Here is a 15,955-nt window from a genome sequence, read left to right as displayed (position 1 = left end):
CGCCGGCAACCGCACCACCCTCACCACCGAAGGCCACCAACTCACCTTCACCCACGACGAATTGGGCCGCGAAACCACCCGCACCCTCGACGCCGCATCCGCCGACCTCGCCCCCGTCACTCTCACCCACACCTGGGACCCCCTCGGTCGCCTCACCGAACAGGCCCTCGGCGCAGGCGACCACACCCTGCGCCACCGCTCCCACACCTACCGCGCCGACGGCCACCTCACCGCCACCACCGACCACCACACCGGCGACACCACCCACTACCAACTCGACACCGTCGGCCGCCCCCTCACCGTCACCGCCGAGAACTGGTCCGAGACCTACGCCTACGACACCGCCGGCAACCAAACTCACGCCGACTGGCCCGACCGCACCCCCAACCGCGCCGCCCGAGGCAACCGCACCTACGTCGGCACCCGCATCCAACACGCCGGCCGCATCCGCTACACCCACGACGCCGCAGGACGCACCACCGTCCGCCGCAAGACCCGCCTCTCCCGCAAACCCGACATCTGGCGCTACACCTACAACGCCGAAGACCAACTCACCACCTGCACCACCCCCGACGGCACCCTCTGGACCTACACCTACGACCCCCTCGGCCGCCGCACCGCCAAACACCAATGGCCCCAAGACCGTACGACCACGGTGTCCTCCACCCTCTTCACCTGGGACGGCACCCGCCTCGCCGAACAGACCGACACCACCACCGGCGTCACCCTCACCTGGGACCACCAGGGCCACCGCCCCCTGACCCAACTCGAACGCAAACCCCGCACCCAGAGCGAATACGACTCCCGCTTCTTCGCCATCATCACCGACCTCGTCGGCACACCCACCGAACTCATCGACCACACCGGCCACATCGCCGCCTACGCACGCACCACCCTCTGGGGCACCACCACCTGGAACCGCGACGCCACCGCTCACACCCCACTCCGCTTCCCCGGCCAATACGCCGACCCCGAAACCGCCCTCCACTACAACCACCACCGCCACTACGACCCCCTCGGCCTCGCACCCTGCGAGATTTTCTATCGGATGATGTCGTTGAAGGAGTTTGAGCAACTCGGACCCAACGGCGAAATCACCGTCAAAGGCACAGAAAATTTCGTAACACAGGAGAAAGATTACATTGACACCCTTCTTTACAATACCCGAAAAATGAAAGGACGAAAAGGAGAACAGTACCAAGTGCTAGTGCGCTACGAAATGACACATGGAACCAGAGAAGCACTACTGGCCGCCGGCAGAGGGTCAGGCAAAAACAGAGACACCGTACTGGAGAGGCACGGAATCGAGCTGGACGAACTAAACGGAAGCAAGGATCATATTCACGTAAAGCAAGAACGGTTTGGATTGAATTTTGGCCTGCGTCCAGGATCCGCCGACATATTCAACGAGAGGATCGGAGGAGTGACCTACGAAATGCTGTAACTTCCCGTGTGCTAAAATCCACCCCATGAACGATAGCGATCTTCTCGTACGAATGATCACAACCCGAAAGTTGAAACCGACCAACACACAGGAAGCACTCGATGCAATTCCAACAACGCGCGAGAGAATTGTCGACTGGCTCACAGAGGCAAGGAACAGTGGGGATACTCTAAAATTTCACACGCTGGCAAATTTCGCCGTCTACCTCAATCCACCCGGCATGGCGGAGGTACTTATCCCGATCATCGAGAATCGAGAGGAGGGGTATCTCCTGGAGGACATCGTAGAGATTTTGGGTGAGCTTGAATCGGCCAAGGCAGTCGCGCCCGTTGCGCTGCTACTGAACTCAAGGGCCCAAGGAGATGAAATCGATCAATCCCTCTGCCTTAAGTGCATCAACGCTCTCGCGATTATCGATACCAACGAAGCCCGTGCCACTCTCGAAGGTATTGCACTGGGAGACAACCCAAATCTGCTCCGTTGGCATGCCGCGCTCGCACTGGAGATTGAGGAAGAACTCGGATTCGACGAAGACTTGATGACTGGCCCAGTTCACAGAAGAGAGACCTGAGGTTCACGAAGATGGTTTTCGCGTCATGATCGTTCGTCCGTGATCGGCGTGACATTCAGCCGTCTGCTCGGATTGAGTGCAGTAGCAGCGAGGGCAGGTCGTGTCGACTGCAGCGAGCAGTCTGTGTGGCCGCATCACTGGAGCAGAGATCAGCGTGCACGATCGGCTCGCGCCCGGCATGTTGCGCCATATTGGCAAGGGGGGGGTGTTCTTTGCGCTTTCCCGGTTCGGCAGGCTTAAAGACGGCGCAGCTCTGCGCGACTCTCTCCGAGAGGGGCTGCAGCTCAAGCAAAGATTCGTATCATTCCGGGGCTCTGGATGCATTGCTGTTCATCAAGGAGCAGCTCAGGGCATGATCTTTCCAGCGAGCTCATTGAACCCAATTGGGTTTGGGATGAGTGGAGTTCCAAGAGAATCCTGGAAAGCAAGAGACCAGAGTACTGGAGAAACGAAGTCGAGGGATGGGCAGTCGGCCTGCCTCGAACCGCTCCTGCGATAGCGGGATCCGCAGAGGCTGCGGCATACGAACTGCTCGTCCATGGTTCACGGCCGCGCTCTGGTCCGGCGACGCCCGTCGCGCAGCTCCCACCGGCCGACCGAATCGTTCGACTCGGCGAAGGTGATCATTTCCGCGACTGGTGTGAAGTGGTCCTAGTGTCCTGAGTCGGTAGTTCGTGTGCAGTATGCGGCGAGGGTTTTGAGGATCTCGTCTGCGGTCTTGGTCCACACGAACGGTTTGGGGTTCTTGTTCCACTCGTTGATCCAGCCGCGGATGTCTCGTTCGAGTTCGATGACGCTGCGGTGGGCCGAGCGGCGGAGTTTGCGGCAGGTCAGCTCGGCGAACCAGCGCTCGACGAGGTTGAGCCAGGAGGCGGAGGTGGGGGTGAAGTGCAGATGGAAGCGGGGGTGTCGCAGCAGCCACTTCTTGACCGCTTCGGTCTTGTGGGTGGCGTAGTTGTCCAAGACCAGGTGAAGGTCCAGGTCCTTGGGTACGGCGGCGTCGATGGTCTTCAGGAAGCGGAGGAACTCCTGTTGGCGATGGCGCCGGTAGTGCTGGGCTATGACCGAGCCGGAGGCGATGTCCAGGGCGGCGAACAGGCTGGTGGTGCCGTGCCGGACGTAGTCGTGCGTCATCCGCGCCGGCGTACCCGGTGTCAGCGGCAGCACGGGCTGAGTTCGGTCCAGGGCCTGGATCTGTGACTTCTCGTCCACGGCCAGGACCAGGGCGTTCGCCGGCGGGGACAGGTAGATGCCGACCACGTCACGGACCTTGGTCACGAACTGCGGGTCGGTGGACAGCTTCCAGGTCTGCACAATGTGCGGCTTGAGGCCGAACGCCCGCCAGATCCGGGACACGGCCGACTGCGACATACCCGCAGCCTGGGCCATCGACCGCGTCGACCAGTGCGAATCTCCCGAAGGCGGTGCCTGGTCAAGAGTCCGGGCGACCAGAGACTCGACCTGCTCGTCCGTGATCTGGCGCGGGGCACCGGAACGCGGAGCGTCGATTAGCCCCTCAAGCCGGTCGGCAGCGAACCTGGACCGCCACTTGCGCACCGTCTCCCGCGAGATACCGAGCTCCTGCGCGACCCGCGCGTTCGGGCGACCCTCGGCGCACGCCAGCACGATCCTCGCGCGCAGCACCAAGGCCTGCCCCGCGGTCCGCTTGCGCAACCAGCCCCGCAGTACACGGCGTTCACGCTCGGACAACTCCAATGACAACGGCTTCGGGCCCGGCATGCCCCAACCCTACAACCGCCAAAGAACTACCGACTCAGAACACTAGTGCAAGACGCCGATCATGTCCTCGTCGCCGTGCCTGCTCCTGAGTGCCTTTGACGCCTGGGCCGCGGTAGGAGCTCTTGACACTGAAAGGCGAGCGGAGGGCGATCCCACCGGTCCCCGCAGTTCGGTCTCCCCCGGGCTGGTTCAGCATTCCCTGACCACGCGCGAAATTCTGATTCTGCCTGTCGTAGCGGATCTTGCTTCGCGAGACACCGCCCCAGAGCAGGGAGCGAGAACAGTCAACGGGTCACCAAGTCGCCGGGCACGGCGCGCAGTTCACGTCGACGAGATCGACCTCCGCCTCATGACCGAGCAGGCTCATGGTGACTGGGCAGGCGGGCCTGCGGCACGAAGGCTGCAACCGGGGGCCTCGACCCGAGGCAGCGAGGTTCTCAGGGTCGGGTCGGTGACGTCAGGCCGGACCATCTGGTGGGACACGTCGGCGTCGTGCTCCTCAGGGAGCCGATGGAGAACACATGTGATCGCATGTCCCTGTTGGCGCGCGGTGCGTTTCGATGCTCGTCCGCACCATCTCAGTCGATCACCTGCGCACGGAGTGGGCCCAACGAAACTCATCTGGACCTGGCTTCTGAATCATCATGTCGGCTCGTCTCGACGGCGGGTCGAGTGCCGTGCCGTCCGAGCCCGGTGGGGAGTCGGGACGGGTTCGGCGGCGCCAACTGCGGTGTTCGGGCGCGCTTTCCGCGGCTTCGGGGCGGCTTCGCGTTGGCGAAGGCAAGGTACGTGCCACGCGGCTTCAGTCTCGGACACATCCGGCGTCCTGCCTGGCTGACCGACTGGGTTGCCCGCGCCGGCACCGCGGTTGGCTGCATCGATCAACAGTTGCCATGCATAACTGTCAAGAACCCCTGCCTCGAACGGTCTTGCCGCACCGGTGTCGTCAACAACAGAGTTTGCTCTCACGGCGACCTCCCCCAAGGCGCCGTCAGGGCAGGCGAGAAGACACCCCCATCACGTCTTCGGCCGCGCAGGTTGTCTGCCCTGCGACCGAAAGGAAGCACGGTGACTTCTCGCAGATCTCTCATGGCAGCGACTGTCGCAGGCGCGTTGCTGTCAGTGTCGGGAGTGGCGGCGGCGCAGGCCGCGCCCAGTGGTTCGGCCGACACCTACGACCCGCAGATGCTCAAGACCCTGGCGGCCTCCCTGGACATCAGCCGGGCGGACGCGGCGGACCGGCTGGACCGACAGGCCGACCAGCAGGGCGCGTTGGAGAAGCTTCGCAAGGACGGCGTGAAGGTCGACAGCGCCTTCTTCGACGCCGACGCCGCCCTCGTGGTGAACGTCGGTGACAAGGCGGACGCGGCCGAGGTGAGGAACGCGGGCCTCACCGCCCGTACGCCGGACCACCGCGCCGAGAAGCTGGAGCGCATCAAGAAGGCGCTGGACGAGCGGGCTTCGGAGATCACACCCGAAGGTGTGACGTCCTGGAGCGTGGACGTGGAGGCCGGCAAGGTCGAGATCCGCGTGGCCGACGCCGGTACGAAGGCGGCCAAGGGCTTCCTGAAGGCGGCGTCGAAGTACGAGGGCGCGGTGAACGTGGTGAAGGGCGAGAAGCCCGTCACCTTCCAGCAGTCGGTGCTGCCCGGTTCGAAGATGACCTACTCCGGCAGCGGCGGTTACTGCTCGGTGGGCTACGGGGCGAAGGACGACAGCGGCAAGGACTTCCTCGTCACCGCCGGCCACTGCATCGGGGAGGGCGACCAACTCCTCAACAACGGCGGCCAGTTCGCGACCGCCGAGGACACGCGGTTCGCGATCGGCACCGACAGCGTCGACATGGGCATCGCGGCGCTGGAGTCCGGCGCCTCGATCTCCACCGACGTCGACACCTACGGCAACGGCTCCGTCTCGGTCCAGGGCGGCGAGCGTGCCCTGCCCGGCGCGGACCTGTGCAAGGGCGGCGCCACCACCGGCTGGACCTGCGGCAAGGTCCAGGAGTACGACGTGACCGTCACCTACACCGACCCCAGTGGCGGCCCGGACACCGTCGTCACCGGCCTCGGCCGCTCGACCGTCTGCACCGAGGGCGGCGACAGCGGCGGCGCGTACATATCCGGCAGCCAGGCGCAGGGCATGACCTCCGGCGGCCCGATGGGGCAGACCTGCGGCGGGGTCGACGACACCGGCAGCTCGTACTTCCAGCCGCTGGACGACACCCTGGAGCACTACGGTCTGACGCTCAACACCGTTTGATCCGCGCGCTCCTGGCGAGCACCGGGCCGAGGGCCGCACCTGTCCGCACGGAGGGTGCGGCCCTCGGCCGCTGCGTATTTCCGCCGACCCGCTGAACGCGAACCGCGTTCCGAGCGTCCTGGAAGGTACACATGTCTGCCCGACCAGCAGACCCCCCACAGAACACGCCGTGGAGAAGAACATGACCGACTCCAGCTTCGCGGTGGCCCTGCGCGACGCAGTAACAAGACGCGGGCTTCCCCTCGACCGACTGTGCAGCAGACTCGCCGAGCGCGGCATACGCCTCAGCCCCTCGACCCTCAGCTACTGGCAGCGTGGCCGCAGCCAGCCCGAACGCGCCGAATCCCTCCGCGCTGTCAGCGAGTTGGAATCCATACTCAAGCTGCCGCCGGAGAGCCTGCGCGCCCTCATCGAGCCGCACCGGCCGCGCGGCAAGACGGTGGGCCGCGCCGAGAACGTCGCCGCCATCCGCCAGATCTACGGGACCGACTCGCTCCACGAGCGCGCGCTCGGCGAGGACTTCCCCAACTTCAACTCCGGGCTGCGCGGCCTGAGCACCCGCGACTTCGTCTGGCTCGGCCGCAACCGCGCCATCCACCGCATCCAGGCGAGCCAGGTCTTCCAGGTCCTGGAGGACGGCGTCGACCGCGTCGTCGCCCTCCACAGCCTGGACGATCCGAACGCGGGACCGATCGACGTCGTCGTCCACAGCGGGCGGCTGGGACAGGTGCGCCACGAGCCGCAGTCGAGCTTCGTGGTGGTCGAGATCCTGCTGGACCGGCCGATGCGCAGCGGTACGACCGTCTACGTCGAGTACGAACTGCGGTTCACCGACCCGCAGTTGCCCTCCACCACGCTCCAGCGCGCAGTGCGGCACGGGCTGCGCGATCTGATGCTGGTCGCCCGCTTCCACCCGGACGCGATACCGACCAACTGCCACCGGTTCCACCAGCCCAGGGTCAACTCCGCGCGCGAACAGGTGCGCCGGATCGCCATCGACGCCTCACACACCGCCCATCTGCTGCCCAGCGTGCGGGCGCTCGGCTTCCACGGCATCTCGTGGAGCTGGCCCGGCAGCGAGGACTGAGACGGCGGGCGCGCGGGGCGTACGGGCGGCTCCGGCGTGCGGGCAGCCCGACGGCGGACGACCGGTCCGCCCGGTGACGGAACGACGCGGCGGGGGCGTCCACCGGGGCGGCGCAGGGGACGCGGGGACGGGAGGCGGCTCCCGTCAGGGGGGCGGCGTCAGGCCGGACGGGCGGCTCAAGCCCCGGGGACCGCCGACAGGGCGGCCTCCGGAGCTGCCCGGTGCGCGGGGGAAGCGCACGCAGGCGGCCCCTTCTCCGTACGCCTCGACGAGACACAAGGCGATGAAGCGGTGCATCTCAGGCGCACCGGTTGGTCACCGCCGAGGCCGGTGGGGCGAGGAGTAGCGTGTGCCGCACCGCCGGGTTCGGCCCCGGTGGGCTGCCGGGGTGGGCCCGGTGGTCAGTGCGGCGCGGAAGGTGCGAGGTAGCGGCCTCATGCACATCGTCATCATGGGGTGCGGGCGCGTCGGCGCCGCCCTGGCCAGGACTCTGGAAAAGCGGGGGTACGGCGTCGCGGTCATCGATCGCGACTCCGCCGCGTTCCGGCGGCTCGGTCCGTGGTTCGCCGGTCGGCGGGTGACCGGTATGGGTTTCGACCGGGACACCCTCCGGGAGGCGGGTATCGAGGAGGCCGGGGCGTTCGCCGCGGTGAGCAGCGGCGACAACTCCAACATCATCGCGGCGCGGGTCGCCCGCGAGATGTTCGGCGTGGAGAACGTCGCGGCCCGTATCTACGACCCGCGCAGAGCCGAGGTGTACCAGCGGCTCGGCATCCCGACCGTCGCCACGGTGCGCTGGACGGCCGACCAGATGCTGCGCAGGCTGCTGCCGACCGGCGCCGAACCGCTGTGGCGGGACGCCACCGGTGAGATGCAGCTCGCCGAGGTCGCCTTCTCCCCCGCCTGGGTCGGTCAGCTGGTGAGCAGGTTGCAGGAGGAGTCGGGGGCGCGGGTGGCGTTCGTCAACCGCGCCGGCGAGCCGATGCTGCCCAACGCGCAGACGGTCGTGCAGGACGGGGATCTGATCCAGGTGATGATGCGGGTCGCCGACATGGGCGACGTCGAGGCCGTCTTCGCGGGCGGGCCGAGCGGTGCGAGCGGGGCTAGCAGGTCGGGCGGTTCCGGGAGCGCCGGCCGGCCGGGCGCGGCGGGCGGGTCGAGCGGATCGGGGGCAGTCGAATGAGGATCGCGATCGCCGGTGCCGGCGCGGTGGGCCGGTCCATCGCCGACGAGCTGCTGGACAGCGACCACGAGGTACTGCTCGTCGACAAGTCCCCGAAGGCGATAAAGGTCGAGGTGGTGCCGCGCGCCGAGTGGCTGCTCGCGGACGCCTGCGAGATCTCCTCGCTCGACGACGCCGGGATACAGCGCTGCAACGTCGTGATCGCCGCCACCGGCGACGACAAGGCCAATCTCGTCGTCTCGCTGCTCGCCAAGACCGAGTACGGCGTGCCCCGGGTCGTCGCCCGCGTCAACGACCCGCGCAACGAATGGCTGTTCACCGAGGCATGGGGCGTCGACGTCGCGGTGTCGACACCGCGGCTGATGTCCGCGCTGGTGGAGGAGGCGGTGAGCGTCGGCGATCTGGTGCGGCTGATGCGCTTCAGCCAGGGCGAGGCCAACCTCGTGGAGATCACCCTCCCCCCGGAGGCCGAACTGGTGGGAGTGCGGTCCGGCGACGTGACATGGCCGCAGGACACCACACTCGTCACGATCGTCCGCGGCACCCGCGTGATCGCGCCCAGCGATGAGGACGTGCTGGAGGACGGCGACGAACTGCTCTTCGTCACCACCCAGGAACGCGAGGAGGAGCTGGAGGAGATGTTCTCCGTCCGCCCCCAGGGTCCCGCCCGGGGCAAGTGACCCGGTACCGCGCGCAACGGGCCCGCGCGGGTGGGTTCGGAGGACGAACGGCCGTACCGCGGCGCGCGCTTCGGCGGCTGCGGGCTGCTCACCGGCGCCGGTGGTACGACCGCGGGTGCGGGCGGGGACGACGTCGGTCGAGCTCGGCGGGCGCGGGCTCGGCGGCGGGTGAGGTGCGTGGCAGTGCGATGGGCTACGCGTCCAGTCGCCCAGCGCCCTGCGTGACGGGCACACCGTCGTGTGCGGTACGCGCGCACCGTCATGGGTGCGGTACGCGGGCGCTGTCGGCGGGGTGGTGTCGGCGGAAGGACCGGGAGACGCTGGGCCGGACCGGAGCCGCTGTCGTCCCACGCACCGCCGACCCAACTCCCCGGGAGTCGCCGCCGATGACCACCGAGAACCCGTTCGAGCAGCTGTCCCTCCAGGAGCTGCGCAGGCGCTCCAGCATGAAGTGGCGCGCCCACGGCGACGACGTGCTGCCGCTGTGGGTCGCGGAGATGGACGTCGTCCTCGCCGAACCCGTCGTCCGCGCCGTCACGGAGGCGGTCGCGCGCGGCGACACCGGCTATCCGGCGGGTACCGGGTACGCCGAGGCGCTGGCGGAGTTCGCGTCCGATCGGTGGGCCTGGGACGGACTGGACGTGGGGCGCACCGCGCTCGTCCCGGACGTGATGCTGGGCGTCGTGGAGATGCTGCGCCTGGTCACCGAGCCGGGCGGGACGGTGGTGGTCAACTGCCCGGTGTACCCGCCGTTCTACTCCTTCGTGGAGCACATGGGCCGCCGGATCGTCGAAGCTCCCCTGACGTCCACGGGACGTGTCGACGCCGAGACGCTGGAGGAGGCGTTCGCGGGTACGGGCGGTGTGGGAGCCGCCGCGTACCTGCTGTGCAACCCGCACAACCCGACCGGGACCGTGCACACCCGCGCCGAGCTGGAGCGCGTCGCGCAGCTCGCCGAGCGGTACGGGGTGCGGGTGGTGGCGGACGAGATCCATGCGCCGCTGGTCCTGCCCGGAGCACGGTTCACGCCGTACCTGAGCGTGGACGGGGCCGGGCGCGGGTTCTCGCTGATGTCGGCCTCCAAGGCGTGGAACCTCGCGGGCCTCAAGTGCGCGGTGGCGACCGCCGGTTCGGGTGCCGGGGCCGATCTGTCCCGGCTGCCCGAGGAGGTCGGCCACGGGCCGAGCCACGTCGCCGCGATTGCTCACACGGCGGCACTTCGGGACGGCGGCGACTGGCTCGACGCGGCGCTGCGGGGCATCGCCGCCAACCGCGATCTGCTCGGCGAACTCCTCGCCGAGCACCTGCCGGATGTCTCGTGGCTGCCGCCCGAGGCCAGTTACCTGGCGTGGCTGGACTGCACGGCACTCGGTCTGGAGGACGACGGCGGCGTGCCGGAGAGCGCCGGAGGTCCGGCGGCGGCGACCGGGGACGTGACGGCCATCGCCGGGCCGGCAGCTGCTTTCCTCCAGCGCGCCCGGGTGGCGCTGAGCTCGGGGCCGGCCTTCGGCAGCGGAGGAAGGGGTCACGCCCGGCTCAACTTCGGCACCTCCTCCGCGATCCTCGTCGAAGCGGTACGACGCATGGGCGAAGTCGCCCGCGGTAGGCGGTGAGAGCGGCCGGTGTGGTCCGGGCGATTGGCTCGTGAGGGCAGACGACGAGTGCGGCGGACCGGGCAGGCGGCTGGTGGGCCGGTGAGCGTAGGAGTGGGCCGGGAGCGTGCGAGGTGTGGCAGCCGGAGCGGGCCGACCGGACCGGGCACGGCGTCGTCGTCCCGCATCGGCAGCCGCCCGGTTGGCGGGTTCCAGCCCCGGGACAGCGCGCGCGGGAGTGGCCAACGAGAGCGCTGAAGGCGGCGCGTGCGGGTGGCCGCCGCCGATCAACGGGCCGTCCGCACAAGCGGTCCCGAGCAGACCCGCGGCGCGGTCCCCACGCTCACGCCCGGTCGTCGGCGCCGGTGGCCGGCCGGCTCGGGGCCCGACAACGTCCGAGCCCCGCCACCCGGGTCGGGTGGCGGGGCTCGGCGAGTGCGTCGTGCCGGGTCAGGGCGTACGGCGCTCCTCCTCGGCGGCTGCCTGCGCGGCAGGTCCGGTCGGGCCGGCGGGCTCGGTGCTGCCGGGCTCTCCGGCCTGCTCCGCCTCGCGTTCGGCGCGCTCCTCGGCCTCCATCTCGGCGATGACGTCGATGGGGGCGGGGGCCTTCGCGAGGAAGATCCAGGTGAGGTAGACGCAGAGGAGGAACGGCGGGATGCCCAGCGCCACGCGCAGCCAGCCGAGCTGGGTGGCGTCGCCCCAGAAGTAGATGGGGAAGGTGATGCAGGACTTCGCCAGCAGCACGAAGCCCCAGGAGTAACTGGCCTTGGTGTAGGCGCGTTTGCGACCGGGGTTGCGGGTGCGCCAGGAGAGGTTCTCGCGGAAGAGCGGGCCGAGGATCAGTCCGAGCAGCGGCCAGCCGACCAGCGAGCTGAGGATGTAGGCGACGGCCAGCCCCAGGGTGTAGAGCATCCCGGGCAGATAGAAATTCTTGGCGTCGCCGGACATCATCGCGAAGACCGCGCCGATGCCGACGCCGAAGACGCCGCTGAAGGCGTGTTTGACGGTGTCCTTGCGGGCGAGCCGTACCAGCGCCATGACACCGGAGAGGGCGAGTGCCGCGATCGCGGCGGTGTGGATGTCCCGGGTGATCGTGTAGCACAGGACGAAGACGAGGCCGGGCACGGTGGTCTCCACCATGCCGCGCACGCCGCCGAACGCCTCGAGGAAGGCGGCCTTGGTCACCTCGGTGTCGGCGGCCGGTGCCTCCGCGTCCGCGGTGGGCTTGTCGAGTGGGGTCACCCGTTACTCCTGTCCCGGTGGTAGCAGTTCGTACTTGGGGTTGAACAGCACCGGTCGACCGTGATGCATCGCGATCCGTCCCGAGGCGATCAGCGCCGTGCCCGGCTCGATGCCCGCGATGTCGCGGCGGCCCAGCCAGACCACCGACAGCGAGGCGGAACCGTCGGACAACTCCGCCTCCAGCGCGGGCACTCCGGCCCGGGCACGGAGTGTAACGGTGCGGAGCGTCCCGATCACCTTCACGATCTGCCGATCGCCGCACGCACCGATCGGCGTGCAGTCGCGCCCCGCCTCCGCGCCCCGGGGCTCGGGACAGCTGTGCGGACGTTCGTCGTGGGGGGATAGCCGGGAGAGCAGCCGACGTATCGGACCCGAGCTCTTGCCGGAGGCGTTGACGCTGCCCATGCCTGCCAGCCTACCCGTGCTCCGGTTCCCGCCCGCGCGGCGACTGCCGGGCCCGTGTTCGAGGGGCCGTCCGGCTGGTCGTGCGGAAGGCCGGGCGACGGGCTGACCGGTTGGGCGGGGAGGCCGGTTCGGCGGAGAGGCCGGTTCGGGTCGGAAACAGCCCGGTGCGCTCAGCCCTCGAAGCGGTAGCCCATGCCGGGTTCGGTGATGAAGTGCCGGGGGTGGGAGGGGTCCGCCTCCAGCTTGCGGCGCAGCTGGGCCATGTAGACCCGAAGATAGTTGGTCTCCTTCTGGTAGCTGGGCCCCCACACCTCCTTGAGCAGCTGCTTCTGGCTGATCAACCGCCCGCTCTGGCTGACCAGCACCTCCAGCAGATGCCATTCGGTGGGCGTCAGCCGTACGTCCTTGCCGTCCCGCCGCACCTTCTTCGCCCCCAGGTCGATGCTCAGTCCCTCGGCCTGGAGCACCACCGGCTCGGCGGTCGGCGGCGCGGGCTCGGCACGTCGTACGGCGGCGCGGAGGCGGGCGAGGAGCTCGTCCATGCCGAAGGGCTTGGTGACGTAGTCGTCGGCGCCGGCGTCCAGCGCCTTGACCTTCTCGTCGGAGGTCTGGCGGGCGGAGAGCACCAGGATCGGCACCCGGCCCCAGGCGCGTACGCCCTTGATCACCTCGACGCCGTCCATGTCCGGCAGGCCGAGGTCGAGGACGATCACGTCGGGGCGGCGGTCGGCGGCGGTGCGCAGTGCGGTGGCGCCGTCGTGGGCCGAGTCGACCTCGTAGTTGCGGGCGCGGAGGTTGATGGCGAGGGCGCGGACGATCTGGGGCTCGTCGTCGACCACCAGCACCCGGTGCTTCGGCGGCTCCTTCGGCGGGCGCGACGTACGACGGGCTGGGCTCACTCGGCGGCCTCCCTGGCGCTGGTGGAGCTGTCGGTTCCGGTCGCGGTGGCGGCTGGGGTTCCGGTCGGCATGGTGCTGGTTGCGGCGTCCCCGGTCGGCGCGACGCCGGGCGCCGGCCCGCTCCCCGCCGGCCCGCCGCCGCCCGCGAGTCCGCCGCCCGCGACGCCGACGCCCGTGCCGCCGCCGGCAGGTGCTGCTTCCTGGGCGGCGCGGGCCTCCTCGGCGAGGTCGGCGTAGGTGAGCGGACTGTCCCCGCCGGTGCGCAGGGTGAGCACCATCGTCATCCCGCCTCCCGGAGTGTCCTCCGCCTCAAGGCTGCCCCCCATGGCCTCCGCGAAGCCTCGGGCGACCGCGAGACCCAGCCCCACGCCCGCACCGCGCGGGGCGTCGCCAAGCCGTTGGAACGGTTCGAAGATCCGCTCCTTCTCGCTGTCCGGCACTCCGGGGCCGCGGTCGGTGACCCTGATCTCCAGCCGGTCGCGCAGGACGCTGGCCGAGACCTTCACCGGGGTCTGCGACGGGCTGTACTTGACCGCGTTCTCCACGATGTTGGCGACCGAGCGCTCCAGCAGCCCGGGGTCGACGGCGACCAGCGGCAACCACTCGGGGATGTCCAGCCGCACGCTGCCCTCCGGCACTCCGCTCAGCGCCTTCGGTACGACCTCGTCGAGGTTGGTGCGGCGGATCAGCGGGGTGACGGTGCCGGTCTGGAGGCGGGACATGTCCAGCAGGTTGCCGACCAGGTGGTCGAGCCGGTCGGCGCCGTCCTCGATGGCCTCCAGCAGGTCCGCCTCGTCCTCCGGCGACCAGGCGACGTCGTCCGAACGCAGCGAGGTCACCGCCGCCTTGATCGCTGCGAGGGGGGTGCGCAGGTCGTGGCTGACGGCGGCCAGCAGCGCCGTGCGGATGCGGTTGCCCTCGGCGAGCGTCCGCGCCTGGTCGGCCTCGCGCTGGAGCCGCTGGCGGTCCAGTACGCCGACGGCCTGGGCGGCGAACGCGGCGAGCACCCGCCGGTCGGAGGCCGGCAGCACCCGTCCGGAGAGGACCAGCATCATCTGGTCGCCGACGGGCATGTCCGCCTCGCCGTCCTCCGGCCTGGTCAGCGGCTGCCCGCCGGCCGGTGTGCCGACGCTGCCCGCGCAGGTCCACGGGCCGTGCTCCTCGGTGCGCTCCAGCAGCGCCACGGCCTCCATCGCGAAGGTCTCCTTGACCTGGCCGAGCAGCGCCTCCAGCGAGTCGCCACCGCGCAGCACTCCGCCCGCGAGCATCGCCAGAATCTGCGACTCGGCGCGCAGCCTGGCCGCCTGCCGGGCACGGCGCAGCGCGAAGTTGACGACGAGCGCGACAGCGGCGGAGGCCGCGAAGAAGCTCGCGATGGTGATGACGTACTGCGACTCGGCGATGCGCCAGCTGTTGACCGGCTCGACGAAATAGCGGTGCAGCAGCGCCGAGCAGAGCGCGGCGGAGGCGAGCGCGGGCAGTACGCCGCCGAGGAAGCCGGCGACCACGGAGACCGCGAGGAAGAGCAGCACGGTGTTGGTGAAGCCGACGGTCGGGTCGAGCTCGGTCAGCAGCAGGGTCAGCAGCAGCGGTACGGCGACCGCGACGACCCAGCCGCTGAAGACCCGCGAGGTGCTGAGCAGCGCCCCGTGGGCGACGGGCAGTCCGCGGCCCCTTGCGACCTCCTCGTGCGTCACGATGTGCACGTCCAGATCGGGCCCGGACTCGCTCGCCACGGTCGCCCCGACACCGGGGCCGAAGATGTACTGCCAGCTCTTGCGACGGCTCGAACCGAGCACGATCTGAGTGGCGTTGACACCCCGGGCGAAGTCCAGCAGCGCAGCCGGAATGTCGTCGCCGATGACGTGGTGGAAGGTGCCGCCGAGGTTCTCCACCAGGGTCCGCTGGAGCGCCAGCTCCTTCGGGGAGGCGGCGGTCAGCCCGTCGGAACGGGCGATGTAGACGGCCAGCAGCTCGCTGCCGGAGGCCTTGGCCGCCATCCGCGCCGCGCGCCGGATGAGCGTACGGCCCTCGGGTCCGCCGGTGAGCGCGATGACGATCCGTTCACGGGCCTGCCAGGTGGTGCGGATGGAGTGTTCGGAGCGGTACTGCAGGAGGTACTCATCGGCCCGGTCGGCGGTCCACAGCAGCGCCAGTTCGCGCAGGGCGGTGAGGTTGCCGGGCCGGAAGTAGTTGGAGAGGGCGGCGTCGACCTTCTCCGGGCTGTAGACGTTGCCGTGCGCCATGCGGCGGCGCAGCGCCTGGGGCGTCATGTCGACGAGCTCGACCTGCTCCGCGCGGCGCACCACCTCGTCGGGCACGCTCTCCGGCTCGCGGACGCCGGTGATGGACTCCACGACGTCGCCGAGGGACTCCAGGTGCTGGATGTTCACCGTGGAGATCACGTCGATGCCGGCTTCCAGCAGCTCCTCGATGTCCTGCCAGCGCTTCTCGTGCCGGGAGTCGGGGGCGTTGGTGTGGGCGAGCTCGTCGATCAGGACCACCGAGGGCGCGCGCCGCAGCACGGCGTCGGTGTCCATCTCGGCGCCCTCCGCGCCGCCGACCCGCGGCAGCACCTCCAGGCCGTCGAGCTGCGCCTCCGTACGGGGACGTCCGTACGCCTCCACGCAGCCGACGACGACGTCCGTGCCCCTGGCCGCGCGGCGGTGTCCCTCGGAGAGCATGGCGTGGGTCTTGCCCACGCCGGGTGCCGCACCGAGGTAGACGCGCAGCGTTCCGCGTTGTGCCATGTCGTCCATTCTCGGTGAAGCGGCGGGCGATCGGCGCCGTTCACTTTCGGTGACGAACGGCGACCGTGCGCACGAAGGGTCGGTGACCGCGGGCGCGGTGCCG

General features: G+C 69.4%; 10 protein-coding genes and 2 pseudogenes. 7 read left to right on the top strand and 5 right to left on the bottom strand.

What is annotated here, in order from left to right:
* Positions 1-1,444: RHS repeat domain-containing protein (locus tag JGS22_RS22695; RefSeq protein WP_308405853.1), on the top strand; the 1,444-nt coding region annotated here is incomplete at its 5' end.
* A 25-nt stretch (positions 1,445-1,469) separates the two neighbouring features.
* Complete coding sequence (locus tag JGS22_RS22690; RefSeq protein WP_211043739.1) at positions 1,470-2,015, top strand: HEAT repeat domain-containing protein; 546 nt, start codon at positions 1,470-1,472, stop codon at positions 2,013-2,015.
* Between the two features lie 651 nt (positions 2,016-2,666).
* Here the strand turns inward: JGS22_RS22690 and JGS22_RS22685 are convergent.
* The gene (locus JGS22_RS22685; protein ID WP_211043833.1) at positions 2,667-3,755 is read right to left on the bottom strand and encodes an IS630 family transposase; all 1,089 of its coding nucleotides are present in this window, start codon (positions 3,753-3,755) and stop codon (positions 2,667-2,669) included.
* 1,089 nt (positions 3,756-4,844) lie between these two features.
* Between JGS22_RS22685 and JGS22_RS22680 the strand changes: the two genes are divergently transcribed.
* The 5 genes and pseudogenes from JGS22_RS22680 to JGS22_RS22660 all read left to right on the top strand — a co-directional run bounded on the left by JGS22_RS22680 (position 4,845) and on the right by JGS22_RS22660 (position 10,577).
* Positions 4,845-6,014, top strand: coding sequence for a S1 family peptidase (locus tag JGS22_RS22680; protein ID WP_211041409.1), 1,170 nt, complete (start codon positions 4,845-4,847; stop codon positions 6,012-6,014).
* Between the two features lie 181 nt (positions 6,015-6,195).
* Positions 6,196-7,101 (top strand): hypothetical protein, encoded by a 906-nt coding sequence (locus tag JGS22_RS22675; RefSeq protein ID WP_211041408.1) that lies wholly within the window; start codon positions 6,196-6,198, stop codon positions 7,099-7,101.
* 436 nt (positions 7,102-7,537) lie between these two features.
* Positions 7,538-8,197 (top strand): annotated as a pseudogene (locus JGS22_RS22670) (potassium channel family protein); the annotation flags it as partial.
* 83 nt (positions 8,198-8,280) lie between these two features.
* Positions 8,281-8,964 (top strand): potassium channel family protein, encoded by a 684-nt coding sequence (locus tag JGS22_RS22665; RefSeq protein WP_211041406.1) that lies wholly within the window; start codon positions 8,281-8,283, stop codon positions 8,962-8,964.
* Positions 8,965-9,350: 386 nt separating this feature from the next.
* The gene (locus JGS22_RS22660; protein WP_211041405.1) at positions 9,351-10,577 is read left to right on the top strand and encodes a MalY/PatB family protein; all 1,227 of its coding nucleotides are present in this window, start codon (positions 9,351-9,353) and stop codon (positions 10,575-10,577) included.
* Between the two features lie 429 nt (positions 10,578-11,006).
* Here JGS22_RS22660 and JGS22_RS22655 read toward each other — a convergent pair whose 3' ends face one another.
* From JGS22_RS22655 to JGS22_RS22640, 4 genes and pseudogenes are all read right to left on the bottom strand, one after another.
* Positions 11,007-11,798, bottom strand: a complete 792-nt coding sequence (locus tag JGS22_RS22655; protein ID WP_211041404.1) for a DUF3159 domain-containing protein — start codon at positions 11,796-11,798, stop codon at positions 11,007-11,009.
* 3 nt (positions 11,799-11,801) lie between these two features.
* A complete protein-coding gene (locus tag JGS22_RS22650) occupies positions 11,802-12,203 on the bottom strand; it encodes an OB-fold nucleic acid binding domain-containing protein (RefSeq protein ID WP_211041403.1) in 402 nt (133 codons plus the stop codon).
* 170 nt (positions 12,204-12,373) lie between these two features.
* Entirely contained in the window at positions 12,374-13,102 is a 729-nt protein-coding gene (locus JGS22_RS22645; RefSeq protein ID WP_308405852.1) for a response regulator, read from the bottom strand.
* Positions 13,103-13,362: 260 nt separating this feature from the next.
* Positions 13,363-15,852: pseudogene (locus JGS22_RS22640) on the bottom strand (ATP-binding protein); the annotation flags it as partial.
* Positions 15,853-15,955 lie beyond the last annotated feature (103 nt).

Source organism: Streptomyces tardus (assembly GCF_018101125.2).
In the GTDB taxonomy this organism is placed as follows: Bacteria; Actinomycetota; Actinomycetes; order Streptomycetales; family Streptomycetaceae; genus Streptomyces; species Streptomyces tardus.
The sequence above is the reverse complement of the archived record's forward strand: the minus strand, read 5'-3'. Positions and strand labels throughout refer to the sequence as shown.